Source organism: Kitasatospora sp. NPDC043949 (assembly GCF_056435365.1).
On the sequence record NZ_JBWKEQ010000004.1, the window covers coordinates 1 to 24,640 of the forward strand.

A 24,640-nucleotide genomic window follows, 5' to 3' on the forward strand; every position below is an offset into this window, starting at 1 on the left:
CCCCCCCCCCCCCCCTCCCCCCCCCCCCCCCCCCCCCCCCCCCCCCCCCCCCCCCCCCCCCCCCCCCCCCCCCCCCCCCCCCCCCCCCCCCCCCCTCCGCGTTCCGCACCGTTGTCGCGGCTACTGGCCGGCGACGTCCGGAGTGACCGGGTCCGGGCCCATGTGCGGATCGGCCTCCAGCGGCACGTTCTGGCCGCTCGACTGGTCGGTCACCGTCCGCCCGGCCAGCGGCGAGCGCAGATCGGCGGACACCGACTGCCGCTTGGCCAGCGCGTTGCAGACCTGCCCGGGCTGCACCGGCGCCGCCACCACGATCCTGACGTCCACCCGGCCGGGGTGCGACTCGTCCGCCTTCAGCGCGTACTTCTGGCAGACCCCGCCGAAGAAGTAGACGGTCAGCCCGTTGCTGCCGTCCACCCGGTAGGAGACCGCCGGGCGCGCCCCGGACCCGGCCGGGTCGGGCTCGCCCACCGCGATCCCGGGGCCCGGGGGAGTGCCCCCGGAACCGGCCGTCGACGGCTGCCCCGGGGCGGGCGAGGCCGCGGTGGGGGCCCACTTGGTCGGCGGCGTCTGGCCGGGCTGGTCCGACGTGGCCGACGGGCTCGCCGTCGGAGCCGGCGCGGACGGGGCGCCGGAGGACGCCGGGGCCTCCGGGGAGGCGCTCGCGCCCGCCGAGGTCGTGGCCGCACCGCCCGCCGCCGAGTCCGACGAGGTCTTGCCGTCCCCGTTGCACCCGGCCACCGTCACCACCGCCGCCAGCGCCAGGCCCGCCAGGGCCACCGCCCGCCGACCGCGCCGGGGCATCGTCTCCAGGTCCATCTGCACATCCTCCCGAGGGCTCAGCGGTGCCGCCCGCTCGGCCGCTCCGCGCGGATGTGACGTGACCCGGTCGGATCCGGTTCCACTTCGGTTCCACCCGCCCCGGGCCGGGGCGGGCGCCGGGTCACATGCCGTACTCGGCCATCCCGGCGACCAGCCGCTGCGCGTCGGACGGCACCCGGAACCCCTCCCGGGCGGGCGCGGCCGGCTCGGGACCGGTCGCCAGCAGCGGCCAGAACCGGCGCAGCCGCCGGGACGAACTCACCAGCGCGTCGAGGCTCTCGCCGTCGGCTTCGGTCCGGAGGGCGGGCAGCGGGGCGTGGCTGGGCATCATCGGGCATCGCTCCGATCCATGGCCGTGGCCGCACTGCCACGGTCGACGACGGGGCCCGCCCGGCTCGGCGGGGCCCCTGCTGCCGACCCTAGGCCGGGGTTCGGCCCACCCACCAGTGCTACCCGGAGGTAGTACACGTTCGACGGTGACGGGTGCCACGATGGCACTGCGGGCCGGCGGATTGCGGCGGTCTTGCTGCCGCCCGCCCCGAGCCCGGTACCGTGTGTGGGTTCACCCGTGCTTGCCCGTTGGCCCCGCAGCCATCCTGAGGAGACCTCCCGTGCGTATCGCCGTCGCCGGCTCGATCGCCACCGACCATCTGATGACGTTCCCCGGTCGGTTCGCCGACCAGCTCGTCGCCGAGCAGCTGCACACCGTGTCGCTGTCCTTCCTGGTCGACACCCTGGACATCCGCCGCGGCGGAGTCGCGCCGAACATCGCGTTCGGCATGGGCGTGCTCGGGCTGCGCCCGATCCTGGTCGGCGCGGCCGGCGCGGACTTCGCCGAGTACCGCAGCTGGCTGGAGCGCAACAACGTGGACTGCAACTCCGTCCACATCTCCGAGACCCGGCACACCGCCCGCTTCATGTGCACCACGGACGAGGACCACAACCAGATCGCCTCGTTCTACACCGGCGCCATGGCGGAGGCCCGCAACATCGAGCTCAAGCCGATCGCCGACCGCGTCGGCGGCCTCGACCTCGTCCTGATCGGCGCCGACGACCCGCAGGGCATGGTCCGCCACACCCAGGAGTGCCGCACCCGCGGCTTCGCCTTCGCCGCCGACCCCTCCCAGCAGCTGGCCCGCCTGGAGGGCGACGACATCCGCGACATCGTCGACGGCGCCGCGTACCTCTTCACCAACGAGTACGAGGCCGCGCTGATCGAGAGCAAGACCGGCTGGGACGCCGAGGAGATCCTCACCCGGGTCGGCACCCGGATCACCACCCTGGGCAGCAAGGGCGTGCGGATCGAGCGCAAGGGCGAGGCGGCGATCCTGGTCGGCTGCGCCGCCGAGGAGGCGAAGGTCGACCCGACCGGCGTCGGCGACGCCTTCCGGGCCGGCTTCCTGACCGGCCTGTCCTGGCAGCTCGACCTGGAGCGCGCCGCCCAGCTCGGCTGCATGCTCGCCACCCTGGTGATCGAGACCGTCGGCACCCAGGAGTACGAGCTGCGCCCGACCGCCTTCCTGAAGCGCTTCGAGGGCGCCTACGGCGCCGAGGCCGCCGCGGACATCCGCGCGCACCTGGTCAAGTAGTCCGCCGGACGACGAGGTAGGCCGAGCCCCGGTCGCCGCCGTAGTCGGCGGCCGGGGCCTCGCCCGCGTACTCCTGGCCGCGCATCCCGCACCAGGCCGGGATGTCCAGCCGGGCCGCCTCGTCGTCCGCGAGCACGGCGACCGTGCCGCCCTCCGGCACCTCGCCGATCCGCTTCGCCAGCTCGATGACCGGCAGCGGGCAGCGCTTGCCCAGCGCGTCGATCACCAGCAGGGGCCCGGCCGCCGGCTCCGGCTCCGGGGCCGACAGGTCCAGCCCGAACGGCGCCCGGACGCCCGCCACCAGCTCCGGCAGCACGGTGAGGAAGCGTTCGACGTCGGCCTCGGCCGTCCCGGGCGGCAGCGAGACCCGGACGTTCCCCTCGGTGAGCACCCCCATCGCGGCCAGCACATGGCTCGGCGTCAGGGTGGAGGAGGTGCAGGAGGAGCCGGAGGAGACCGCGAAGCCCGCCCGGTCCAGTTCGGTGAGCAGCACCTCGCCGTCCACGTACAGGCAGGAGAAGGTGACGATGTGCGGCAGCCGCCGCACCGGGTCGCCGACCACCTCCACCTCGGGCACCAGCTGCGGCACCCGGGCCCGGATGCGTTCCACCAGCGCGTGGAGCCGGGCGTTCTCCCGCGCGGCCTCGGCCCGGACGGCCCGCAGCGAGGCGGCCGCGGCGACGATCGCCGGGACGTTGACGTAGCCGGGCACCCGCCCGCCCTCGCGTTCGTCGGCCGGCAGCGGCGAGGCGTACCGGACGCCCTTGCGCACCGCCAGCACCCCGACGCCGGGCGGCCCGCCCCACTTGTGCGCGCTGGCGGTCAGCAGCGACCAGCCGGCCGGGACGTCCACCCGCCCGACGCTCTGCGCGGCGTCGACCAGCAGCGGGACACCGGCCTCGCGGCAGTGTCCGGCGACCTCGCCGACCGGCTGGACCGTCCCCACCTCGTGGTTGGCGCTCTGCAGGACGGCCAGCGCGGTGTCCGCGCGCAGCAGCGCGGCGAACACGTCCGGGTCGACCCGGCCGGCGCGGTCCACCGGCGCCACCGAGACGGTGCCGCCGCCCGCCTCCTGACGTTCGGCGACGTGCAGCACGCTGGAGTGCTCGACCGCCGAGTGCACCAGGTGGCCGCCGCGCCGCCGGTGGCCGGCCAGCGCGCCCAGCATGCCCAGGTGCACCGCCTGCGTCCCGCTCGCGGTGAAGGCGATCTCGTCCGCCCGGGCTCCCAGGGCCTCGGCCACCGTCTCGCGGGCGGCGTCCAGCAGCATCCGGGCCTGCCGGCCGGAGCGGTACAGCCGGGCCGGATCGGCCCAGCCCTCGTCCAGGGCGGCGGTCAGCGCCTGTCGTGCGACGGGGTGCAGAGGGGCCGTCGAGGCCGCATCGAAGTACACGGTCACATTTAACGACACACCCGGAGGCTTTCCGGTCCGACGACGTCGCTTACCGGCCGTCAGTCGATCACCCCGAATGTCCGCTTCGTCCGCGTCCGACGGACCGTCACCCGCGTGGTTCGAGGTCATCCCCCGATCGGGCGTAAGGACCTCGAATGCCTACGATGACCTGCGGCGCAGCCCCTGCCGGGCCTGATCGGGCGACCGGGCGGCGCGTTACCGGGGGCTGCCCGTCAGGAGCGCATAAGGCTGGAGTAGGGTTTGGCCCGCATAAGCATTCAAACCGTGCCCGTGGACGGGTCGCCGGGGAGGCTCACAATCCTCCGCGGGGCGACGCGAAGGCGGGCGAGACTTCGGGAAGGCGCTACGTGAGTCCCAACGGCTCCGACCGCTCGCCGCGGCGCACGATGCGGCGGAAGCTGCCTCAGGCGCTGGCACTGGGCCTCGTCATCGCGACCGCCACCGGCTGCTCGGCCAACGACCTCCCCAGGCTTGGCCTCCCGAGCCCCGTCACCAAGGAAGGGCCGATGGTCCTCCAGATGTGGCAGGGCTCCTGGATCGCGGCTCTGGTGGTCGGCGTACTGATGTGGGGTCTGATCATCTGGAGCGTGATCTTCCACCGGCGCAGCCGCACCGGCGTGGAGGTCCCCCCGCAGACCCGGTACAACGTGCCCATCGAGGCGCTCTACACCGCGGTCCCCATCATCATCGTGTCGGTGCTCTTCTACTTCGTCGCCCGCGACGAGTCGAAGCTGATCGCCGTCTCCGAGAAGCCGCAGCACACGGTCAACGTGGTCGGCTTCCAGTGGAGCTGGGCGTTCAACTACGAGAACACCGAGAACCCCGACCCGGCCAACAAGGACGCCGCGTACGACGTCGGTACGCCCAAGGAGGTTCCGACCCTCTGGCTGCCGGTCGACGAGTCGGTGCAGTTCCGGCTGACCTCGCGTGACGTCATCCACGACTTCTGGCCCGTCAACTTCATGATGAAGATGGACGTCGTGCCGGGCGTGGTGAACCGGTTCGAGGTCACCCCCACCGTCAAGGGCGAGTACATGGGCAAGTGCGCGGAGCTCTGCGGCACCGACCACTCGCGCATGCTGTTCAACGTCAAGGTCGTCGACCGCGCCGACTACGACAAGCACCTGGCGGACCTCCGGGCCAAGGGCCAGACCGGCGCGTTGCCCTCCGGCATCACGACCATGGGAAGTGAAGAGAAGTGACCATCCTCAACGAGCCCGCCGCGGCCGGCGGGGGCGCCGGGGCCGTCACGGTCGGGGCGCAGCGGACCCGCAAGCCGGGTTCGACCATCATCAAGTGGCTGACCACCACCGACCACAAGACGATCGGCACCCTGTACCTGGGCACGTCGTTCGCCTTCTTCCTGATCGGCGGCATCCTCGCGCTGGTCATGCGCGCCGAGCTGGCTCGTCCCGGGACCCAGATCCTGTCGAACGAGCAGTTCAACCAGGCGTTCACGATGCACGGCACGATCATGCTGCTGATGTTCGCGACGCCGCTGTTCGCCGGCTTCGCGAACTGGATCATGCCGCTCCAGATCGGCGCCCCGGACGTGGCGTTCCCGCGTCTGAACATGTTCGCGTACTGGCTGTACCTCTTCGGTTCGACCATCGCGGTGGCGGGCTTCCTGACCCCGAACGGCGCGGCCAACTTCGGCTGGTTCGCCTACTCCCCGCTGTCGGACGCGGTCCGTTCGCCGGGCGTCGGCGCCGACATGTGGATCATGGGTCTGGCCTTCTCCGGCTTCGGCACGATCCTCGGTGCGGTCAACTTCATCACCACGATCATCTGCATGCGCGCCCCCGGCATGACGATGTTCCGGATGTCGATCTTCGTCTGGAACGTCCTGCTGACCGCCGTGCTGGTCCTGCTGGCCTTCCCGGTCCTGGCCGCCGCGCTGTTCGCCCTGGAGGCGGACCGAAAATTCGGGGCCCACGTATTCGATCCCGCCAACGGCGGGGCGATGCTGTGGCAACACCTGTTCTGGTTCTTCGGCCACCCCGAGGTGTACATCATCGCGCTGCCGTTCTTCGGCATCGTGTCGGAGATCATCCCGGTCTTCAGCCGCAAGCCGATGTTCGGCTACTCCGGCCTGATCGCGGCCACCATCGCGATCGCCGGTCTGTCGGTGACGGTGTGGGCGCACCACATGTACGTCACCGGGCAGGTGCTGCTGCCGTTCTTCTCCTTCATGACCTTCCTGATCGCGGTCCCGACCGGTGTGAAGTTCTTCAACTGGGTCGGCACCATGTGGAAGGGCTCGCTGAGCTTCGAGACGCCGATGCTCTGGACGGTCGGCTTCCTGGTCACCTTCCTCTTCGGTGGTCTGACCGGTGTGCTGCTGGCCTCCCCGCCGATCGACTTCCACGTCTCGGACTCGTACTTCGTCGTCGCCCACTTCCACTACGTGGTCTTCGGCACCGTCGTCTTCGCGATGTTCGCCGGCTTCCACTTCTGGTGGCCGAAGATGACCGGCAAGATGCTGGACGAGCGCCTCGGCAAGATCACCTTCTGGACGCTGTTCTTCGGCTTCCACACCACCTTCCTGGTCCAGCACTGGCTCGGCGCGGAGGGCATGCCCCGCCGCTACGCCGACTACCTGGCCTCGGACGGCTTCACCACGCTGAACACCGTCTCGACCATCGGGTCGTTCGTGCTCGGCGCCTCGATGCTGCCGTTCCTCTACAACGTGTGGAAGACGGCCAAGTACGGCGAGAAGGTCGAGGTCGACGACCCGTGGGGTTACGGCCGTTCGCTGGAGTGGGCGACCTCCTGCCCGCCGCCGCGGCACAACTTCCTCACCCTGCCCCGGATCCGCTCCGAATCCCCGGCCTTCGACCTCCACCACCCGGAGATCGCCGCGCTGGACTACCTGGAGAACCACGGTGAGCCGGCCAAGCACCTCGCCGGCGTGACCCCGGCGAAGTACGACGCCCCGAAGCTGGACAAGGGCAAGAAGGAGGGCGACGTCTGATGAAGGAACAGGGAAAGATCTTCCTCGGCCTGGCCGTCTTCGTCCTCGCGATGGCCGTCACCTACGGCCTGTGGACCAACCACTCGGAGCACGGGATCGAGGCGGCCGGCACCACGGCGCTGTTCCTCGCCTTCGCGCTCTGCGCCTTCATCGGGTACTACCTCGCCTTCACCGCCCGCCGGGTGGACAGCGGCGCGGGGGACAACCCCGAGGCCGAGGTGGCGGACGACGCCGGCGAGCTGGGCTTCTTCGCCCCGCACAGCTGGCAGCCGCTCTCCCTGGCGATCGGCGGTTCGCTGGCGTTCCTCGGAGTGATCTTCGGCTGGTGGCTGCTGTTCTGGTCGATCCCGATCATCCTGATCGGCCTCTTCGGCTGGGTCTTCGAGTTCTACCGGGGCGAGAACCAGAACCAGTAGGTTCCCGGGTTCCGCCGACGACGACAGGGCCGGTCCTCCCGCACGGGGAGGACCGGCCCCGTTGCGTCTCCAGGGTGACGAAACCACTCACCCGGGTGAACGCGGGGTCGCTCCGATGTCGCTTCGGCCAGCCTCGTTCCTACGATCTGAGCAATCGTGCGGACCCTCGGAGGCGTTTCATGGCCGACAGGCGCGGAATCGCAGGTATCGGCGGCATCTCGCTGACCCTCGCAGTACTGGCCCCGCTGGCCGCCTGCTCGTCCGGCGGCGGCGAGGCGGTCGGCCCCCACCGGATCGACGCGGCCGCGTTCGTCCACCTCTCGGCCGAGGGCGGGGGCAAGGTCGACCCCTCCAAGCCGCTCACGGTGACGTCCGTGCCCGGCAGCCGGCTCACCGACGTCACCGTGACCGGCCCGGACGGCCGGGTGGTGGCCGGTCAGCTCGCCGAGGACCAGCACAGCTGGCAGACCACCGGCCGGCTGAAGGCCGACACCGACTACTCGGTGCGGATCGCCGCCGACGACGGCAAGGGCGGCCGCGGCGACACCACGGCGGACTTCAGCACCCTCGCCGCCCAACGCCTGCTCACCGCCAAGCTGGGCCCGGACTCCTCCGGCAGCGGCATCTACGGCGTCGGCCAGCCGCTCACCGTGCAGCTCTCCGAGGCGGTGCAGGACCCGCAGGCCCGCCAGGAGGTCGAGCGCGTCCTGACCGTCAGCTCCCAGCCCGCCGTCACCGGCGCCTGGTACTGGGTGGGCGACAAGGAACTGCACTTCCGCCCGCAGGAGTACTGGCCGGCCGGCACCACCGTCTCGCTGGCCTTCGACGGCACCGGCGTCCGGATCGAGGACGGCCTCTACGGCGGCGACCGCAGCACGCTGGGCCTGCGGATCGGTGCCCGGGTCGAGACGGTGGTCGACGCGGCCGCCCACGTGCTCACCCTCAGCCGTGACGGCGAGCTGGTGCGGAGCATCCCGGTGACCACCGGCAAGCCCGGCTTCGACACCCGCAACGGCGTCAAGGTGGTGCTCGGCCAGGAGCGGTCCGTCCGGATGAACGGCGAGACGATCGGGATAAAGGCCGGGAGCTCGGAGTTCTACGACCTCAACGTGGAGTGGGCCACCCGCGTCACCTGGAGCGGCGAGTACGTCCACGCGGCGCCCTGGTCGGTCCGCTCGCAGGGCCTGGAGAACGTCAGCCACGGCTGTACCGGCATGAGCACCGAGAACGCCAAGTGGTTCTTCCAGAACACCAGGGTGGGGGACCTGGTGACGGTGGTGAACAGCCGCGGCGCCACCATGGAGCCGTTCGGCAACGGCTTCGGGGACTGGAACATCTCCTGGACGGACTGGGTCAAGCACAGCGCCCTCGGAGAGCCCGTCAGCACCACCGCGCCGGCCTCCCAGGCCCACGCCTCGGGGATGATCCGCCCGGAGGCCTGAGGGCCCCTGGAGCGCCTTCTCAGGCCTCCTGGTAGGCCAGCCGCAGGGCGGCGTCCACCGCGGCCAGCGCGTCCGCCCGCGGGAGCCCGAGCCGGGTCGCCCGCTCGGCGTACTCGGCGGCGGCCGCGGCGGCCAGCCGGTGCGCGGTGTCGCCGGTGGCCGCGATCAGCGTGCCGCGCCGGCCGTGGGTCTCCACCACGCCGTCCGCCTCCAGCTCCCGGTACGCCCGGGCGACCGTCCCGGCGGCCAGCCCCAGCTCCTCGGCCAGGGCCCGGACGGTGGGCAGCCGCAGCCCGGTCGGCAGCTCGCCGGAACGGGCCCGCTCGGCGATCTGGGCCCGGATCTGCTCGTACGGGGGAGTGGCGGCGGCGGGGTCGACGGACAGCTGCACGGGAGCTCCTGGAGGGTGCGGACGGGGGACGGGAAAGCCCGAGGGCCGCTGACCAGAAGAACTCTGGTCAGCGGCCCTCGGGTGTGACGCTGCGGGGCGTACGGGATCAGTGGTGGCCGTGGCCGCTGGTGATCTCGTGGTGCTCCTCGGAGGTCGGCTTGGGGATCTGGGCGCCGCCGCCGTAGAAGCCGCGGGACAGCTTGGCCCGGGTGCGGCCGAGCAGGCCGGCCTTGCTGGCCACGCCGTTCTCGTCCGTCTGGGCCGGCAGCTCGACCGGCTGGACCTGCTCGTGCGCGGTGAGCTTGTACAGGTCCTTCTGCGGCAGCTGGGCGTGCACCTCGACGAACTCGCCGTGCGGCAGGCGCTTGATGACGCCCGTCTCGCGGCCGTGCAGCACCTTCTCCTTGTCCCGGCGCTGGAGGCCGAGGCACCAGCGCTTGGTGACGATGAAGGTGATGACCGGCACCGCGAAGAAGCCGACGCGGACGAAGTAGGTGATCGAGTTGATCGACAGGTGCAGGTGGGTGGCGAACAGGTCGTTGCCACCACCGACCAGCAGCACCAGGTACAGGCTGATCCAGGCGGCGCCGAGCGCGGTGCGGACGGGCGCGTTGCGCGGGCGGTCCAGGATGTGGTGCTCGCGCTTGTCGCCGGTGATCCAGCCCTCGATGAACGGGTAGACCGCGATCGAGACCAGGACCAGCGGGAAGATCATCAGCGGGATGAAGACACCCAGGTTCAGGGTGTGGCCCCACAGGCCGACCTCCCAGCCCGGCATGACGCGGATCAGGCCTTCGGAGAAGCCCATGTACCAGTCGGGCTGGGCGTCCGTGGACACCTGGTCCGGGCGGTACGGGCCGTACGCCCAGATCGGGTTGATGGTGGCGATCGCCGAGATGGCGGCGATCAGACCGAACACCAGGAAGAAGAAGCCACCGGCCTTGGCCATGTAGACCGGCATCAGCGGCATGCCGACGACGTTCTTCTCGGTCTTGCCCGGGCCGGCCCACTGGGTGTGCTTGTGGTAGAAGACCAGGATCAGGTGCGCCACCAGCAGGCCGAGCATGATGCCCGGGATCAGCAGCACGTGGATCGTGAAGAAGCGCGGCACGATGTCGTGGCCGGGGAACTCGCCCCCGAACAGGAACATCTGGATGTAGGTGCCGACCAGCGGGACGGCGAGGATCGCGCCTTCCATGAACCGGATACCGGTACCCGACAGCAGGTCGTCCGGCAGCGAGTAGCCGAAGAAGCCGTCGAACATGCCCAGGATCAGCAGCAGGAAGCCGAAGACCCAGTTGATCTCACGCGGCTTGCGGAACGCGCCGGTGAAGAACACGCGCATCATGTGCACGAGCATCGCGGCCACGAAGACCAGGGCGGCCCAGTGGTGGATCTGCCGGATCAGCAGACCGCCGCGGACCTCGAAGCTGATGTCCACCGTCGAGGCGTACGCCTCGGACATCCCGATGCCCTTGAGCGGCACGTACGAGCCGTTGTAGACGACCTCGGCCATCGACGGCTTGAAGAACAGCGTCAGGTAGACACCGGTCAGGATGATGATGACGAACGTGTAGAGGCAGATCTCGCCCAGCATGAAGGACCAGTGGTCCGGGAAGATCTTGCGCAGGTTGGCCTTGGCGAGGGAGTAGATCCCCACCCGGCCGTCCGTCCAGTCAGCAGCGGCCTCCCACTTGTTGGCGGGCTTGGCGCGCGTGCTGGCGGGCTTGGCGGCACCGGTGGTGCTGCTCGTACTCATCGAGCACGCTCCCAGTAGCTCGGGCCGACGGGCTCGTCGAAGTCGCCGGTGGCGACCAGGTAGCCCTTCTCGTCAGTGATGATCTTCAGCTGCGGCAGCGGGTGGCCGGCCGGGCCGAAGATCACGCGCGCGCCGTCCGCCAGGTCGAAGGTCGACTGGTGGCAGGGGCAGAGCGCGTGGTGGGTCTGCTGCTCGTACAGGCTGATCGGGCAGCCGACGTGGGTGCAGATCTTGGAGTAGGCGAGGATGCCCTCGAAGGCCTTCTCCCGCGACCGGTCGTCCTTGATGTCGTCCGGCGCGATGCGCACCAGCATCAGGGCGTCCTTGGCGATCGCCTGCTGGAAGTCCTCGTCGTGGACGTGCAGACCCTCGGGCATGGCGAAGGTCAGCGAGCCGATGACGATGTCCTCGGCCTTCATCGGCAGGTTGGTGCTCATGTTGATGAGCTGCAGGGGCTTGGCCGGGGTCGCCTCGTTCCAGCCCGTCTCCTTCAGCTTCTTCTCGGGCAGCGGCCCGAGGTCGCGGAGCAGGACCACGCCGGAGAGCGGGACCAGCGCCATGGAGCCGATGAGGGTGTTGCGGATCATCTTGCGGCGGCCGAAGCCGGACTCGGCGGCACCGGTCTTGAACTGCTCGATGACGTCCGCGCGGACCTCGTCGTCAGCCTCGATCGGGTGGCGCTCGGCCGGCAGCTCGACGTCCGACATCAGCGTGCGGGCCCAGTGGACCGCACCCGCGCCGATCATGAACAGCGCGACGCCCAGGGTCAGGCCGAGCGCGAAGTTCAGCGCGCTGACGTGACCGAGCGGGAAGATGTAGACGATCTTGTCCGGGTCGATGGCCACGTACGAGGCGATGAAGCCGATGGTGGCGAGCATCGAGACCACGAACATCAGCGAGACCTGGCGCTCGGCCCGCTGGGCGGCCCGCTCGTCGATGTCGGTGCGGCGGGGCTCGTGGGCCGGAAGGCCCGGGTCGGCGAACGGGTCACCGTGCGCGGCGACGTCACCGGCGGAGCCGTGTGACTCCGGAAGCTTCTCTTCTGACATGTCGTGGCTCATGACTTCTTGGCCTTGGTGGTGTGGGCGGCGACCCAGATCGCGACCGCGATGAGCGTGCCGAGACCGAAGATCCAGCCGAACAGACCCTCGGTCACCGGACCGAGGCTGCCGAGCGTGAGACCACCGGGGTTGGGCTCATCGGAGGTGGTGTGGCGGACGAAGGCCACGATCTGCTTCTTCTGCTCCTCGGGCATGGTGGTGTCCGGGAACGACGGCATGTTCTGCGGGCCGGTCTGCATGGCCTCGTAGATGTGCTTGGCGTCCACGCCCTCCAGCGACGGGGCGTACTTGCCCTTGGTCAGGGCACCGCCCTGGCCGGCGAAGTTGTGGCACTGGGCGCAGTTGGTGCGGAACAGCTCGCCACCCTTGGAGATGTCGTCCGGGTTGGTCGAGGTGTACTGCTCCGGGGTCGGCGTCACCGGGCCGGGGCCGAGCGAGGCGACGAAGGCGGCGAGCTGGTCGATCTCCGCCTGCGAGTAGATGTTCTTCTTGCGCGGCACCTGGGCGCCGGGCTGCTGGGCCGGCATGCGGCCGGTACCGACCTGGAAGTCGACAGAGGCGGAGCCGACGCCGACCAGGCTCGGACCGTCGCTGCTGCCCTGGCCGTTCAGGCCGTGGCACGAGGAGCAGCCCACGGCGAAGAGCTTCTTGCCCTCATCGATCGCGAGCGACTGCGCGGCGACGTCGGCCTGCGCCTTGTCGGCGGGCGCGAACGCGGCGTACAGCCCCCCGGTTGCCGCCAGGGCGAGAAGTAGGACGACCAGCGCCGCCAATGGGTGGCGCCGTCGTGCGGAGAGCTTTTTCACGGAATAACCCCGGTGTCAGGATCTGGTCGACTGGTGGGTGCACCCGGCGGCCGGTCTGGCCGGCACGAGGCTGCCTGTCTAGGGCTGCGCGCGCGGTCGGTCGGTGGGAGCGTCGCCACCGGCAGAATCGGCCCGACGCCGGTGAGGGCGGGGACCGAAGCCGGTGGCCAGCGACCTGATCAGCTGGTTACTTGATCAGGTAGATGGTCGCGAACAGGCCGATCCACACGACGTCGACGAAGTGCCAGTAGTACGACACGACGATCGCGGCGGTGGCCTGCTCGTGCGTGAAGCGCTTGGCTGCGTACGTCCGTCCCAGGACCAGCAGGAAGGCGATCAGACCACCCGTCACGTGCAGACCGTGGAAGCCGGTGGTCAGGTAGAACACCGTGCCGTACGGGTCGGAGGACAGCGAGAGGCCGTCCTTCTTGACCAGCTCGGTGTACTCGAAGATCTGGCCGCCGATGAAGATCGCGCCCATCACGAAGGTGATGACGAACCACGAGCGGAGCTTCTTCACGTCCCCGCGCTCGGCAGCGAACACGCCGAGCTGGCAGGTCAGCGAGGAGAGCACCAGGATCGTGGTGTTGACCGAGGAGAAGGGCACGTTGAGGGCGTGCGCCTTCTCGGTCCAGAACTCGGCTCCCTTGACGGAGCGGAGCGTGAAGTACATCGCGAAGAGGGCCGCGAAGAACATCAACTCGGAACTGAGCCAGACGATCGTTCCGACGCTGACCATGTTCGGCCGGTTGACCGATCCGTGCGCGTGCCCGGTTTCTACTGCTGTTGCTGTCGCCACGACGGACATTATGTCGGTCCCTTATTCCGTCTTCACGCCGGGGGGTGTCCCTCGGAGTGTCCGGTGCGTGCGGTATGCCCCCCTGGAGGGCGGTGGGGGGCCCCAATGGCGGCTGAGCAGCGGCGTGTCCCTTTTCTGACGGTTCCTCGAAGGGGCCCGCGACCCCGTTGCCCAGCGCGTCGTTGCACGCTTGGCGGAGCCTCCGGGGGTAATGCGCGGGCCCCTTATCGGCCGTACGGGTGGTCTGGACGGGTCCGGGTGACGGGCCGTCCTCCGGGCGGGTGAGTCGCGGGCGCGGCGGCTGAGGAGGAAGGTCCGCGAGGGGGACTCGGCGACGGGTGATCGGGAGTAGCATCCGGATCAGGCGAACGTGGTCCGGATCACACTTGAGGGAGCAGGGCCCATGGCGTACACGACCGACGAGACGCTCACCGTCCTCGTCTACAGCGATGACCGCAACACCCGCGAGCAGGTGCTGACGGCACTCGGCCGCCGGCCCGTCGAGGACCTTCCGGAACTGTCCTACCTGGAGTGCGCGACCACCCCCGCGGTGCTGAAGGCACTGGAGAAGGGCGGCGTGGACCTCTGCATCCTGGACGGCGAGGCGGTGCCGGCCGGCGGGCTCGGGCTCGGCCGCCAGCTCAAGGACGAGATCTACGGCTGCCCGCCGGTGCTGGTGCTGATCGGCCGGCCGCAGGACTCCTGGCTGGCCGCCTGGAGCCGGGCCGACGCCGCGATCTCGCGCCCGGTGGACCCGGTGGCGCTGGCCGAGGCGGTCGCCACCCTGCTGCGGGCGCGGCTGGCCAAGCGGGCGCCCGTCAGCCGCTGAGCGGTGCCGTCTCAGAACTAGAGAAGACGCCGCCGGGGGAACCCCGCCGGTCGATAGGCTGACTCCATCCGTACGGACGTCCCCCCGCCGCGGGGAACCCGACAACAGCTGGAGTCAGCCATGGTGAACGTGAACCCTGCGAACGGTGGTACCGCACCCGCGCAGGTGGTCCGCACCTGGCCGGACGTCCTGGCGGCGCTGTTGAAGGGGGAGGACCTCGACCGCTCGGCCACCGCGTGGGCGATGGACCGGATCATGAGCGGCGAGGCGTCCCCCGTCCAGGTGGCCGGGTTCATGGTGGCGCTGCGGGCCAAGGGTGAGACGGTCGACGAGATCACCGGCCTGGTGGACGCGATGTACGCGCACGCCGAGCCGCTGGACATCCCCGGCCCGGCCGTGGACATCGTCGGCACCGGCGGCGACCGGGCCAAGACCGTCAACATCTCCACCATGTCGGCGATCGTCGCGGCCGCGGCCGGCGCCAAGGTGGTCAAGCACGGCAACCGGGCCTCCTCCTCGGCCAGCGGCTCCTCGGACGTGCTGGAGAAGCTCGGCGTCCGCCTCGACCTGTCGGCCCGGCGGGTCGCCGAGATCGCCGAGGAGGTCGGGCTGACCTTCTGCTTCGCGGCCAAGTTCCACCCGTCGATGCGGCACGCCGCCACCGCCCGGCGCGACCTCGGGGTGCCGACCGCGTTCAACATCCTCGGCCCGCTGACCAACCCGGCCAAGGTCACCTCGCACGCGATCGGCTGCTTCGACACCCGGCTCGCCGGACTGATCGCCGGCGTGCTCGCCCGGCGCGGCTCGACCGGCCTGGTCTTCCGGGGCGACGACGGCCTGGACGAGCTGACCATCACCACCACCTCGCAGGTGTGGATCGTGCGGGACGGGACCGTCACCGAGACCGCCTTCGACCCGCGGGACGTCGGCGTCGAGCTGGTCGGCATCGAGGCGCTGCGCGGGGCGGACCCCTCGTACAACGCCGAGGTCGCGCGGCGGCTGCTGGCCGGCGAGCGCGGGGCGGTGAGGGACGCCGTCCTGATGAACACGGCGGCGGCGCTGGTCGCGCTCGACCTGGGTGAGGCGCCGCTCACCGAACAGCTCGCGGCGGGCATGGCGCGGGCCGAGCGGGCCATCGACTCGGGCGCGGCGCAGGAGCTGCTGCGGCGTTGGTCGGAGGCCACCAGCCGGGTGTGAGGCGGTACTTGGGAGCCCGTGCCGGAACGCCGGCGCGGGCTCCTCGGCTGTCCGGATGGTGGATGCCTGTTTGACCACTCGCTGGGCGCGACCTAGAGTCTTGGCCAGGTCATGAGTGACAGCGTCAAGCCCCAGCTTGCTGTCCGGCAACCCTCCGTCCGTGGCGGGGTGCCCTGGGTGAGGACCGGGTCGCTCGGCGAATCGTCCGTGCGGCAAGCGCGGACGCCCGACGACTTAGCACTCCCGGGGTCCCACACCCCCAGAAGGAGTGCATCCTCATGTCGATCGCCACCGAAATCTGCGCCCCCCTCGCCGTCCTCGGCCACGACGTCCAGGTCCCGCTCGCCAGCGGCGAGAAGGTCGGGTACGCGGCCCTCGACTACGCGGCCAGCTCCCCGGCGCTCCAGCGGGTCTGGGACGACGTCTCCGCCTACGCCCCCTACTACGGCAGCGTGCACCGCGGCGCGGGGTACCTCTCCCAGCTGTCCACCGACCTGTTCGAGCAGAGCCGCCGCACCGTCGCCGAGTTCCTCGACCTGCGCGAGGGCGACCAGGTGGTCTTCACCCGGGCCACCACCGACTCGCTGAACCTGCTCGCCTCGGCCGTCCCGGCCGGGACCCGGGTGTTCGCCTTCGAGACCGAGCACCACGCCTCGCTGCTGCCCTGGGCGCACGCCGGGCTCGACGTCCACTACCTGCGCGCGCCGCGCTCGCACGCCGAGGCGGTCGCCGCCCTGGACGCCGCGCTCGCCGAGGCGCCCGAGGGCCCCAAGCTGCTCTGCGTCACCGGAGCCTCCAACGTGACCGGCGAGCTGTGGCCGGTCGCCGAGCTGACCGGGACCGCGCACCGGCACGGCGCCCGGGTGGTGCTGGACGCCGCCCAGCTGGCTCCGCACCACCGGGTCTCGGTGCGCGAGCTGGACGTCGACTGGATCGCCTTCTCCGGCCACAAGATCTACGCGCCCTTCGGCGCCGGCGTGCTGGCCGGCCGGGCGGACTGGCTGGACGCGGCCGACCCGTACCTGGCCGGCGGCGGGGCGACCCGGACGGTGGCCCGGGAGACCGACGGCTCGGTGGCCGTCCAGTGGCACTCCGGTCCGGCCCGGCACGAGGCCGGCTCGCCGAACGTCATCGGCGCCTACGCGATCGCCTCGGCCTGCCGGGCGCTGAGCGAGGCGGGCTTCGACGCGCTGGAGGCCCGGGAGCGGCAGCTGATCGCCCGGCTGACCGCCGGGCTGGCGGAGATCCCGCAGGTCAAGGTGCTGACCCTGTTCGGCGCCGAGGCGGCCCGGGTGGGCGTGCTGTCCTTCGTCGTCCAGGGCTGGAACAGCTCGCACTTCTCGGCCGCGCTGTCCGCCGAGTACGGCATCGGGGTCCGCGACGGCCTGTTCTGCGCGCACCCGCTGCTGCGCACCCTGCTCGGGGACGAAGAGGTCTCCCCCTCCGAGTGCGGGGCGCCCGAGCCGTCGCTGCCCGGCGAGCGCAGCCTGAACGCGATCCGGGTGAGCTTCGGGGCCGGGACCCCGGACGAGCACGTCGACCGCTTCCTGACCGCCGTGCGCGAGCTGGTCACGGACGGTGCCGCGTGGAACTACCGCAACGAGGGCGGGCGCTGCGTCGCCACCGTGCAGGTCGACCGGGGGCGTCAGCAGGGCTGAGGGGCCCGGTCGGCGGGGCCGAGGGGCCTACTCGTCCAGGCCGAGGGCGAAGGCGGCCTCGAGGTCGTGCTGGGAGTAGGTGCGGAAGGCGATCTGGGTCTCGGTGTGGGCCACGCCCGGGACCTTGTTCAGCCGGCCCGGGATGACCGCGGCCAGATCGTCGTGCCGGCGCACCCGGACCATCGCCACCAGGTCGTAGCCACCGGTCACCGAGTACACCTCGCTGACGCCCTCGATGGCCGCGATGGCTTCGGCGATCTCCGGGATGCGGTCGACACTGGTCTTGATCAGGACGATGGCGGTGATCACTGTTCGGGCTCCTTTGTGGGGTGCCGCCAGCGTATCGGGCGTCAGCCGGGTCGTCTCGGGGGGTGGCTGACCGCCGTGCAGGCGTAGAGGAAGCCCGCCGAGAAGCCGATCACGTGAACCAGATAGGCCACCCCGGGCCCGGCCGAGTGGACCGACCACCACTGCAGGGCGAACCAGAGGCCGAGCACCAGCCAGGCCGGGAAGCGCAGCGGCAGGAACAGCAGCAGCGGGACGAGCGTCGTCACCCGGGCGCGCGGATGGAAGCGCAGGTAGGCGCCGAGGACGGCGGAGATCGCGCCGGAGGCGCCGATCAGCACCCGGGTGGAGCCCGGGGAGTGCGCCTCGGCGAGGGCGAAGCCGTACGTGGCCAGGCTGCCGGCGGCCAGGTAGAAGACGGCGAACCGGGCCCGGCCCAGCCGCCGTTCGACGGTGGGGCCGAAGACGTGGAGGAAGAGCAGGTTGCCCAGCAGGTGCAGCCAGCCGGCGTGCACGAAGAGCCCGGTGAGGACGGACAGCGCCGGGTGCTTGCCCGGGGTGGGCGCGGCCGGGCAGCCCGGGGCCGGGTCGGGGGCCTGGGCCAGCTGCTCGGCGGTCAGCGGGCGGCCGGCCAGCACCTCGGCGGGGATGACGCCCCAGCGCTGCTCGTACCGCTGCTCCGCGCAGAGCCGGGACTGGCCGGTGCCGTACAGCGGGTTGAGCCCGGCGGCCGGGCCCAGCAGGAACACCAGGGTGTTGACCGCGATCAGGGCGTAGGTGACCGCCGGGGCGGGCACGGACGGGTGCTCGCCCCGCGCGTCGGTGTGCCCGGGGGCCGTCAGTGCCATGGGGCCAAGCATCCCTCCGTGTCGGGCGTGTGACACGGCCTTGTACGGCAGGTGGACTAGCCCGCTCGTTCTCCTGACTGGTGGCCGGGATGGTTGCCTCAGGCAATAGGCTTGGGGCGGGCAATCCCGCCTCCCGCCGCCGACGCCGGGGCTCCGGGGGGAGCGCCTAGCCCACCCAGGGACCACCCGAGAGGACCCCCGATGACCGTCCCCGCCCTGACCGCCGAGACGCGCTGGCGCTGCACCCTGTGCGGAAACCTCACCCGCTTCGACGTGACCCGCACCGCGCGGGTCACCGAGTTCCTGCACTTCGACCTGGCCGGCGAGTCCAAGGTCGAGGAGACCGAGGTGCTGAGCGAGACGATCGAGTCGGTGCGCTGCCGCTGGTGCAACGCCGTGGACCAGGTTGAGCTGGTGGCCCGTCCGGGCGCCGAGAACGCGGAGGCCTCCGCCGACCAGGGCTGACGCCCGACGGCGCGGGGGCGGGTGCGCGGCGCGCCTGCCCGCCGCGCTGGGACAATACAGACAGGACGCACGGAGCGTGACGACAGGGCGGCGGCCGCGGGCCGTGACCCCGTAGGACCAGGATCGGAGCCGAGGACGTGGTGGACGCAGCGAGGGAGCCCGCCGAAGCGCAGGGGCTTCAGCCCGCTGCGGCCGTGCAGGCGCGGGCCGCCGACGCGGCTCCGTCCGAGCCCGCGGCCGTCGGCGGGGCGGCGGGTTCCGGCGAGGTGGCGCCGGAGCGTGGTGCCGAGAAGCTGGACCGGCCGCTGCCCGAGGGCGTGCGCCGGCGTGTGGTCGGCCTGGCCTCGGACGCGCTCGGCGGGCTGCCGCCCGGCGAGCTGCCGCAGAGCCTGCGCCAGTACGTCAAGTTCACCCCGGCCCGGCGGGCCAAGTACGCGGCCACGGCGCTGGCCGCGGCGCTGGAGTCGGAGCCGGCGTTCCGGGTGCGGATAGCGGAGCGGCTGAGGCTGGGCCAGCCGGACCTGGTGAAGGCGTTGGAGTCGGGCAGCGTTCCGGGCGCCGCCGATCCGATGGACGTCGCGGCCGCCGCCTACCTGGTGCGGTCGGCCGGCTGGAGCCGGCTGGTGGCCGAGGCCGGGGAGGAGGCCGAGCGGGCCGGCGCCGAGGGCGCGGCCGCCGAGGCCACCCGGCTGGCGGAGAAGTTGCAGGCGGAGCTCGCCGAGCTGCGGTCCGCCGCCCGGGCGGACCTGGAGCGGCAGCGCGCGGAGTCCGAGGACGTCCGCCGGGAGGCCGAGTCGCTGCGGAAGAAGGTGCGCTCGCTGGAGAGCGACACCCGCCGGGCGCAGGCCGAGACCAGGCGGCTGACCGCCGAGCTGGAGGCCGCGAGGGCGCAGGCGGCCGCCGAGCGTGGCGCCGCGGAGTCCGAGGCGCGGCGGCTGCGGCACCGGGTCGGCGAGCTGGAGACGGCGGCCGAGCAGGGCCGCCGGTCGGCCCGCGAGGGCCGCAGCGTCGAGGACATGCGGCTGCGGCTGCTGCTGGACACGGTGCTGCAGTCGGCGCAGGGGCTCCAGCGGGAGCTGGCGCTGCCGGTCTCCCAGATCCGGCCGGGGGACCTGGTGGAGGCGGTGGTGCCGGGTGCGGCCTCGCCGCACGACGTGGCCCGGCGCGGTCTGGCCGACGACGATCCGGCGCTGCTGGACCAGCTGCTGGCGATCCCGCAGGTGCACCTGGTGGTGGACGGCTACAACGTGACCAAGACGGGCTATCCGACGCTGCCGCTGGAGCAGCAGCGGATCCGGCTGCTGGGCGGGCTGGCGATGCTGGCCCAGCGCACGCAGGCGGAGGTCACCTGCGTGTTCGACGGGCAGGACCTGGACGTTCCGGTGATCATGGCGCCACCGCGCGGGGTGCGGGTGCGGTTCAGCCGGACCGGCGAGACCGCGGACGAGCTGATCCGCCGTCTGGTGCGGGCCGAGCCGCAGGGTCGTCCGGTGGTGGTGGTGTCCACCGACCGGGAGGTCGCGGAGGGCGTGCGGAAGGCCGGCGCGCGCCCCGTGGCTTCCGTTCTGCTGCTGAACCGGCTGGCGCGGCCCTGACGGCTGCCGCGGCGGGATGAGGCCTGGTCAGCGCCCGGTTTGCGGCGGTGTGCACATCCAGTGAAGCCTGCGGGGGAAGTGGAGTTCACGCCTTCGGGGGAGTGGCAAAACCCGTGGATCTTCCCTAGGGTGTGGCGTCAAACCTATTTTCCGGATTCTCACCTGATCGGGTGAGGCCGATGGAAGAAGGAGCAATTCCCTTGGCCTCCCACCGCCGTCCCAAGCAGCCGAGCCGCGCCCGGGTCTCCGTGCTCACCGCTGCCGCGGCGACCGCGGTCGCCCTCTCCGCGCAGGTCGCCGCGCACGCCGCGCCCCAGCCGAGCAAGACCGACGTCAAGGCGCAGATCGACCAGCTCCAGCAGGATCAGGAGCAGGCGGCGGAGAAGTACAACGGCGCCAAGGAGCGGGCCGACCAGCTCCGCAAGCAGTCCGACCAGCTGCAGGACAAGGTGGCCCGCAGCCAGGACGAGATGACCCAGCTCCAGACCGGCCTGGCCGGCGTGGCGGGCGAGCAGTACCGCACCGGCGGCATCGACCCGTCCGTCCAGCTGATGCTCTCCTCGGACCCGTCGGGCTACCTGGAGAAGGCGTCCAGCGCCCAGCAGGCCAGCGCCAGCGAGTCGGAGGCGCTCAAGGGACTGCTGGACCAGCAGCGCCGGCTGGACCAGGAGAAGTCCGAGGCCGCCGCCGTCCTGGCCTCGCTCGACTCCACCACCAAGGACCTGAACCAGGCCAAGACGGACGTCAACCAGAAGCTGAAGGCCGCGCAGGACCTGCTGAACTCGCTCAGCGCCTCCGACCGCGCCGCGCTGCGGGCCCAGCAGCAGCAGGACGACCGCGCCTCGCGCGGCAGTGACCGTGCCGACCTCGGCAGCCTCCCGCAGGCCGGCGGCTACGCGGGCGTGGCCGTGGCCAAGGCGATGAGCAAGCAGGGCTCGCCGTACGTGTGGGGCGCCACCGGCTCGACCACCTTCGACTGCTCGGGCCTGATGGTCTGGGCGTACGGCCAGGCCGGCGTCTCGCTGCCGCGCACCTCGCAGGAGCAGGGCAACGTCGGCACCAGGGTCTCGCTGGACCAGGCCCAGCCGGGCGACCTGGTCATCTACGGCGCCGACCGGCACCACGTCGGGATGTACATCGGCAACGGCATGGTGGTGCACGCGCCGCACACCGGCGACGTGGTGAAGGTGATGAAGGTCGACGCGATGCCGATCAACACGATCCGCCGGGTCTGACGGCCCGACACGCCCGAAGGGCCCCGTCCGGGCCTGTGATCCACGCCACCCTCCGACCGGGGGTGGCGTTCGGGTTTTGTCCGCAGCGCGAGTCCCCGGTGAAGAGTGATCAGCTTTGCGTACGACGGTGATCACTATGTGTCATATTCACAAAAGAACTTTGGTCTTCTTCCGTCTTTTTTCTGACAAGGATTTGAACGGATCACGGTTCAGTTACTAGGGTCGTGCCCCGAACCACCGCACTCCCGATCGCCCAGCCAGGGTGACGGCGGTGGTTTCCGTCGAGTTCGTGACGCAGCGGGGCGGGCCCAGTGCCTGCCCGACGGGGAACCCAGCAGTCGGGGGTGCTGTCGAACGGAGCCGGGGAACCACGTTCCTCCGGGGTGAATCGGCGCCAGGTCGGCCGGTGGAACGGCCGTGAGGCGTCGTAGGGCACGCTTCCGGCCCGAACCCGTCAGCTCACCCGGTAGACGGCGTAGGAAGAAGGAGTCCGCCTTCGTGGCGTCCCATCGTCGTCCCAAGCCCGCCAGTCGCACCCGGGTCTCGATCCTGACCGGCTTCGCCGCGGCGGCCGTCGCGCTGTCCGCGCAGTCCGGCGCCCACGCCGACCCGCAGCCGACCAAGGACCAGGTCAAGGAGCAGGTCGACCAGCTCAACGAGCAGGCCGAGGTCGCGACCGAGAAGCTCAACGCCGCCCAGGAGAAGCAGCAGCAGCTGCAGAAGCAGGTCACCGACCTGCAGGACCAGGTGGCGCGGCAGCAGGGGCAGGTGACCGACCTCCAGGGCGGCCTGGCCGAGATCGCCGGCGAGCAGTACCGCAACGGCGGCATATCCCAGACCGTCCAGCTGATGTTCTCCGCCAGCCCGGACACCTTCCTGAGCCAGGCCGACACGCTGAACCAGGCCGGCGGCACCCAGAAGGGCCAGCTCAAGCAGCTCCAGGACGAGCAGCGCAAGCTCGACCAGGTGCGCTCCGAGGCCCAGGGCAAGCTCGCCGAGATGGAGACCACCACCCAGCAGCTGAAGAGCGCCAAGGACGAGGTCCAGGGCAAGCTCAAGGCCGCGCAGGACCTCTTCAACACCCTGTCCGAGCAGGAGCGCCAGGCGATCCGCGCGGCCGAGGAGAAGGCCGCCGCCGAGGCCAAGTCGAAGGCCGACGCCGCCGCGAAGGCCGCCCAGCAGCAGGCGGCGGCCCAGCAGGCCGCCGACCGCTCCTCCCGCGACAACAGCCGCACCGACCTGAGCGCGTCGCAGGCCCCCGCCGCGCCGGTCACCAAGCCGAGCGCCGGCAGCTCGCGCGGCGCCGCGGCGCTGTCCATCGCCGCCTCCAAGATCGGCAGCCCGTACGTCTACGGCGCCTCCGGCCCCGGCTCCTTCGACTGCTCGGGCCTGATGGTCTGGGCGTTCAACCAGGTCGACGTCTCGCTGCCGCGCACCTCGCAGGAGCAGGCCCACGCCGGTACCCGGATCGGCACCGACCTCTCCCAGGCCCAGCCCGGCGACCTGCTGATCTTCTACGGGGACGCCCACCACGTCGGCATCTACGCGGGCAACGGCCAGGTGCTGCACGCGCCCAAGCCGGGCGCGTCGGTCCGCTACGAGGCCGTCGGCAACATGCCGCTGACCTCCATCGTGCGGGTCTGATCCCCGCTCAGGCCCTCCCAGGCCCGGCCTTCCACCACGGAAGGCCGGGCCTGCGGCTTTTCCGGCGCATCGGACTGATGTCCGATTGCGGGTCAAATATTCGGGTTGGCAGGGGTTTGGACTCGGTTGCCCGGACTCGCTAACGTCTGCCACCGGACTCCGCTTCCAGGGCCGCCCGCGTTGGGGCGGCGGCGGGGCCCACCGCCGGATCGGAGCCGCTGCCGCCATGCCCGTGCACCGTCGTTCCCAACTGCTCGCCCGTGCGCTGGTGCTGACCGCGGCCGCCGCCACCGCCCTGGGTGTGACGACGGGCGGCAGCGCCCAGGCCGCCCCCGCCGCGCCGGACACGCCCACCCGCAAGGACGTCAAGGCGCAGGTGGAGCAGCTCTACGGCGAGGCCGAGCAGGCGTCCGAGAAGTACAACGCCGCCCAGGAGGCGCAGCAGCGGCTCCAGGGCGAGACGACCGTCCTCCAGGGCGAGATCGCCGTCGCCCAGGACCAGCTCAACCAGCTGCGCGGCGACCTCGCCACCGTGGCCGGCGCCGAGTACCGCGGCGGCGGCATGGCCCAGACCGTCCAGCTGATGCTCTCCACCGACCCGGAGGGCTACCTGTCCCGGGCCCGCACTCTCGACCAGGCCGCCGAGCGGCAGCAGGAGACCCTGCACGAACTGGCCACCCGCCAGCGCCGGCTCGACCAGCGCCGCACCGAGACCGCCGGCAAGCTCGCCGAACTCGACCAGGCCCGTCGCTCGCTCGCCGACAGCAAGCAGCAGATCCAGCAGCGGCTCACCGAGGCCCAGCGGCTGCTCAACAGCCTGGGCGTCGCCGAGCGGGCCCGGATGGCCGCCCAGGACGCCCGGGAGGCCGAGCAGCGCGCCACCCGGGGCACCGACCGGCTGGACCTCGGCACGGCCCCGCCCGCCTCCGAGCGCGGGGCGGCCGCGCTGGCGGCCGCGGTGCGGATGATCGGCTCGCCCTACCTCTACGGATCCACCGGGCCCCGCGCCTTCGACTGCTCCGGTCTGATGTACTACAGCTGGCGGCAGGCCGGAGTGACCCTGCCGCGCACCTCGCAGGCCCAGGCGTACGCCGGGCAGCGGGTCAGCCTCTCCGAAGCGCGGCCGGGAGACCTGGTGATCTTCTACCGGGACATGCACCACGTCGGGATGTACGCCGGCGGCGGGGTGATCGTGCACGCCCCCTACCCGGGCGCCAAGGTCCGCTACGAGAGCGTCAACGCGATGCCGGTCGCGGGGGTGGTCCGGCTCTGAGCCCGGCACCGTCCGACCCCGACGCCCCCCACCCGATAGACGGCGCCCGCCGGACGCTGTCCCGGCGCGGTGCGCTGCTGCTCGCGGCCGGCGGGCTGGCCCAGCTGTCGCTGCCGCCGGCGGCCCCGGCGGACCCCT

The 24,640-nt window shown here is 71.7% G+C and carries 23 protein-coding genes and 2 riboswitches; of the genes, 13 read left to right on the top strand and 10 right to left on the bottom strand.

Annotation, left to right across the window (positions count from 1 at the left end; translation table 11 throughout):
• Positions 1-120: 120 nt before the first annotated feature.
• Both AC07AL_RS05025 and AC07AL_RS05030 read right to left on the bottom strand, forming a co-directional pair.
• The gene (locus tag AC07AL_RS05025; protein WP_363583018.1) at positions 121-819 is read right to left on the bottom strand and encodes a hypothetical protein; all 699 of its coding nucleotides are present in this window, start codon (positions 817-819) and stop codon (positions 121-123) included.
• Between the two features lie 124 nt (positions 820-943).
• The gene (locus tag AC07AL_RS05030) at positions 944-1,153 is read right to left on the bottom strand and encodes a hypothetical protein (RefSeq protein WP_350886337.1); all 210 of its coding nucleotides are present in this window, start codon (positions 1,151-1,153) and stop codon (positions 944-946) included.
• A gap of 280 nt (positions 1,154-1,433) precedes the next feature.
• Between AC07AL_RS05030 and AC07AL_RS05035 the strand changes: the two genes are divergently transcribed.
• On the top strand, positions 1,434-2,411 hold the full coding sequence (locus AC07AL_RS05035) for a carbohydrate kinase family protein (protein ID WP_363583016.1): 978 nt from the start codon (positions 1,434-1,436) through the stop codon (positions 2,409-2,411).
• On the opposite strand, the gene AC07AL_RS05040 is transcribed toward AC07AL_RS05035, so the two are convergent.
• Positions 2,404-3,804, bottom strand: a complete 1,401-nt coding sequence (locus tag AC07AL_RS05040) for a cysteine desulfurase/sulfurtransferase TusA family protein (protein WP_363583014.1) — start codon at positions 3,802-3,804, stop codon at positions 2,404-2,406. The two genes, AC07AL_RS05035 and AC07AL_RS05040, sit on opposite strands and share 8 nt — an antisense overlap.
• A gap of 368 nt (positions 3,805-4,172) precedes the next feature.
• On the opposite strand from AC07AL_RS05040, the gene ctaC reads away from it, so the two are divergent.
• The 4 genes from ctaC (at position 4,173) to AC07AL_RS05060 (ending at position 8,657) form a co-directional block, all read left to right on the top strand.
• The gene (gene ctaC / locus AC07AL_RS05045) at positions 4,173-5,027 is read left to right on the top strand and encodes an aa3-type cytochrome oxidase subunit II (protein WP_363583012.1); all 855 of its coding nucleotides are present in this window, start codon (positions 4,173-4,175) and stop codon (positions 5,025-5,027) included.
• The gene (gene ctaD, locus AC07AL_RS05050; protein WP_063347291.1) at positions 5,024-6,799 is read left to right on the top strand and encodes an aa3-type cytochrome oxidase subunit I; all 1,776 of its coding nucleotides are present in this window, start codon (positions 5,024-5,026) and stop codon (positions 6,797-6,799) included. The genes ctaC and ctaD overlap by 4 nt, the downstream gene beginning before the upstream one ends.
• Positions 6,799-7,215 (top strand): cytochrome c oxidase subunit 4, encoded by a 417-nt coding sequence (locus tag AC07AL_RS05055; RefSeq protein WP_063347290.1) that lies wholly within the window; start codon positions 6,799-6,801, stop codon positions 7,213-7,215. Before ctaD ends, AC07AL_RS05055 begins: the two co-directional genes overlap by 1 nt.
• A 179-nt stretch (positions 7,216-7,394) precedes the next feature.
• Positions 7,395-8,657 carry a L,D-transpeptidase gene (locus AC07AL_RS05060; protein ID WP_363583010.1) on the top strand — a complete coding sequence of 421 codons (1,263 nt, stop codon included), beginning with the start codon at positions 7,395-7,397 and terminating at the stop codon, positions 8,655-8,657.
• 19 nt (positions 8,658-8,676) lie between these two features.
• On the opposite strand, the gene AC07AL_RS05065 is transcribed toward AC07AL_RS05060, so the two are convergent.
• From AC07AL_RS05065 to ctaE, 5 genes are all read right to left on the bottom strand, one after another.
• Positions 8,677-9,048 (bottom strand): GntR family transcriptional regulator, encoded by a 372-nt coding sequence (locus tag AC07AL_RS05065; RefSeq protein ID WP_063347288.1) that lies wholly within the window; start codon positions 9,046-9,048, stop codon positions 8,677-8,679.
• Between the two features lie 106 nt (positions 9,049-9,154).
• Complete coding sequence (qcrB, locus tag AC07AL_RS05070) at positions 9,155-10,807, bottom strand: cytochrome bc1 complex cytochrome b subunit (protein WP_363628800.1); 1,653 nt, start codon at positions 10,805-10,807, stop codon at positions 9,155-9,157.
• Positions 10,804-11,856, bottom strand: a complete 1,053-nt coding sequence (qcrA, locus tag AC07AL_RS05075) for a cytochrome bc1 complex Rieske iron-sulfur subunit (protein WP_363583006.1) — start codon at positions 11,854-11,856, stop codon at positions 10,804-10,806. Before qcrA ends, qcrB begins: the two co-directional genes overlap by 4 nt.
• Before the next feature lie 8 nt (positions 11,857-11,864).
• Positions 11,865-12,674, bottom strand: coding sequence for a cytochrome bc1 complex diheme cytochrome c subunit (gene qcrC / locus AC07AL_RS05080; RefSeq protein WP_063347285.1), 810 nt, complete (start codon positions 12,672-12,674; stop codon positions 11,865-11,867).
• A 187-nt stretch (positions 12,675-12,861) separates the two neighbouring features.
• Entirely contained in the window at positions 12,862-13,482 is a 621-nt protein-coding gene (ctaE, locus tag AC07AL_RS05085; RefSeq protein ID WP_063347284.1) for an aa3-type cytochrome oxidase subunit III, read from the bottom strand.
• Positions 13,483-13,876: 394 nt separating this feature from the next.
• Between ctaE and AC07AL_RS05090 the strand changes: the two genes are divergently transcribed.
• The 3 genes from AC07AL_RS05090 to AC07AL_RS05100 all read left to right on the top strand — a co-directional run bounded on the left by AC07AL_RS05090 (position 13,877) and on the right by AC07AL_RS05100 (position 17,157).
• Complete coding sequence (locus tag AC07AL_RS05090) at positions 13,877-14,302, top strand: response regulator (RefSeq protein ID WP_350886353.1); 426 nt, start codon at positions 13,877-13,879, stop codon at positions 14,300-14,302.
• 120 nt (positions 14,303-14,422) lie between these two features.
• Positions 14,423-15,499 (top strand): anthranilate phosphoribosyltransferase, encoded by a 1,077-nt coding sequence (gene trpD / locus AC07AL_RS05095; protein ID WP_363583004.1) that lies wholly within the window; start codon positions 14,423-14,425, stop codon positions 15,497-15,499.
• A gap of 107 nt (positions 15,500-15,606) precedes the next feature.
• Positions 15,607-15,724, top strand: a riboswitch (SAM riboswitch).
• Between the two features lie 53 nt (positions 15,725-15,777).
• On the top strand, positions 15,778-17,157 hold the full coding sequence (locus AC07AL_RS05100) for an aminotransferase class V-fold PLP-dependent enzyme (RefSeq protein ID WP_478316880.1): 1,380 nt from the start codon (positions 15,778-15,780) through the stop codon (positions 17,155-17,157).
• A gap of 27 nt (positions 17,158-17,184) precedes the next feature.
• On the opposite strand, the gene AC07AL_RS05105 is transcribed toward AC07AL_RS05100, so the two are convergent.
• Both AC07AL_RS05105 and AC07AL_RS05110 read right to left on the bottom strand, forming a co-directional pair.
• Positions 17,185-17,466: an Lrp/AsnC ligand binding domain-containing protein gene (locus AC07AL_RS05105; protein WP_063347281.1), complete on the bottom strand. Its 282-nt coding sequence runs from the start codon at positions 17,464-17,466 to the stop codon at positions 17,185-17,187.
• Between the two features lie 41 nt (positions 17,467-17,507).
• The gene (locus AC07AL_RS05110) at positions 17,508-18,290 is read right to left on the bottom strand and encodes a rhomboid family intramembrane serine protease (protein WP_363618850.1); all 783 of its coding nucleotides are present in this window, start codon (positions 18,288-18,290) and stop codon (positions 17,508-17,510) included.
• Positions 18,291-18,491: 201 nt separating this feature from the next.
• Here AC07AL_RS05110 and AC07AL_RS05115 point away from each other — a divergent pair, with 201 nt between their 5' ends.
• The 5 genes from AC07AL_RS05115 to AC07AL_RS05135 all read left to right on the top strand — a co-directional run bounded on the left by AC07AL_RS05115 (position 18,492) and on the right by AC07AL_RS05135 (position 24,502).
• The gene (locus AC07AL_RS05115) at positions 18,492-18,755 is read left to right on the top strand and encodes a hypothetical protein (RefSeq protein WP_363582998.1); all 264 of its coding nucleotides are present in this window, start codon (positions 18,492-18,494) and stop codon (positions 18,753-18,755) included.
• Between the two features lie 194 nt (positions 18,756-18,949).
• Entirely contained in the window at positions 18,950-20,350 is a 1,401-nt protein-coding gene (locus AC07AL_RS05120) for an NYN domain-containing protein (RefSeq protein WP_478317019.1), read from the top strand.
• Positions 20,351-20,550: 200 nt separating this feature from the next.
• Entirely contained in the window at positions 20,551-21,585 is a 1,035-nt protein-coding gene (locus tag AC07AL_RS05125; protein WP_478316882.1) for a C40 family peptidase, read from the top strand.
• A gap of 338 nt (positions 21,586-21,923) precedes the next feature.
• Positions 21,924-22,073, top strand: a riboswitch (cyclic di-AMP (ydaO/yuaA leader).
• A 10-nt stretch (positions 22,074-22,083) separates the two neighbouring features.
• Complete coding sequence (locus AC07AL_RS05130; RefSeq protein WP_400987838.1) at positions 22,084-23,229, top strand: C40 family peptidase; 1,146 nt, start codon at positions 22,084-22,086, stop codon at positions 23,227-23,229.
• Between the two features lie 226 nt (positions 23,230-23,455).
• Positions 23,456-24,502 (top strand): C40 family peptidase, encoded by a 1,047-nt coding sequence (locus AC07AL_RS05135; protein WP_363582992.1) that lies wholly within the window; start codon positions 23,456-23,458, stop codon positions 24,500-24,502.
• Positions 24,503-24,640 lie beyond the last annotated feature (138 nt).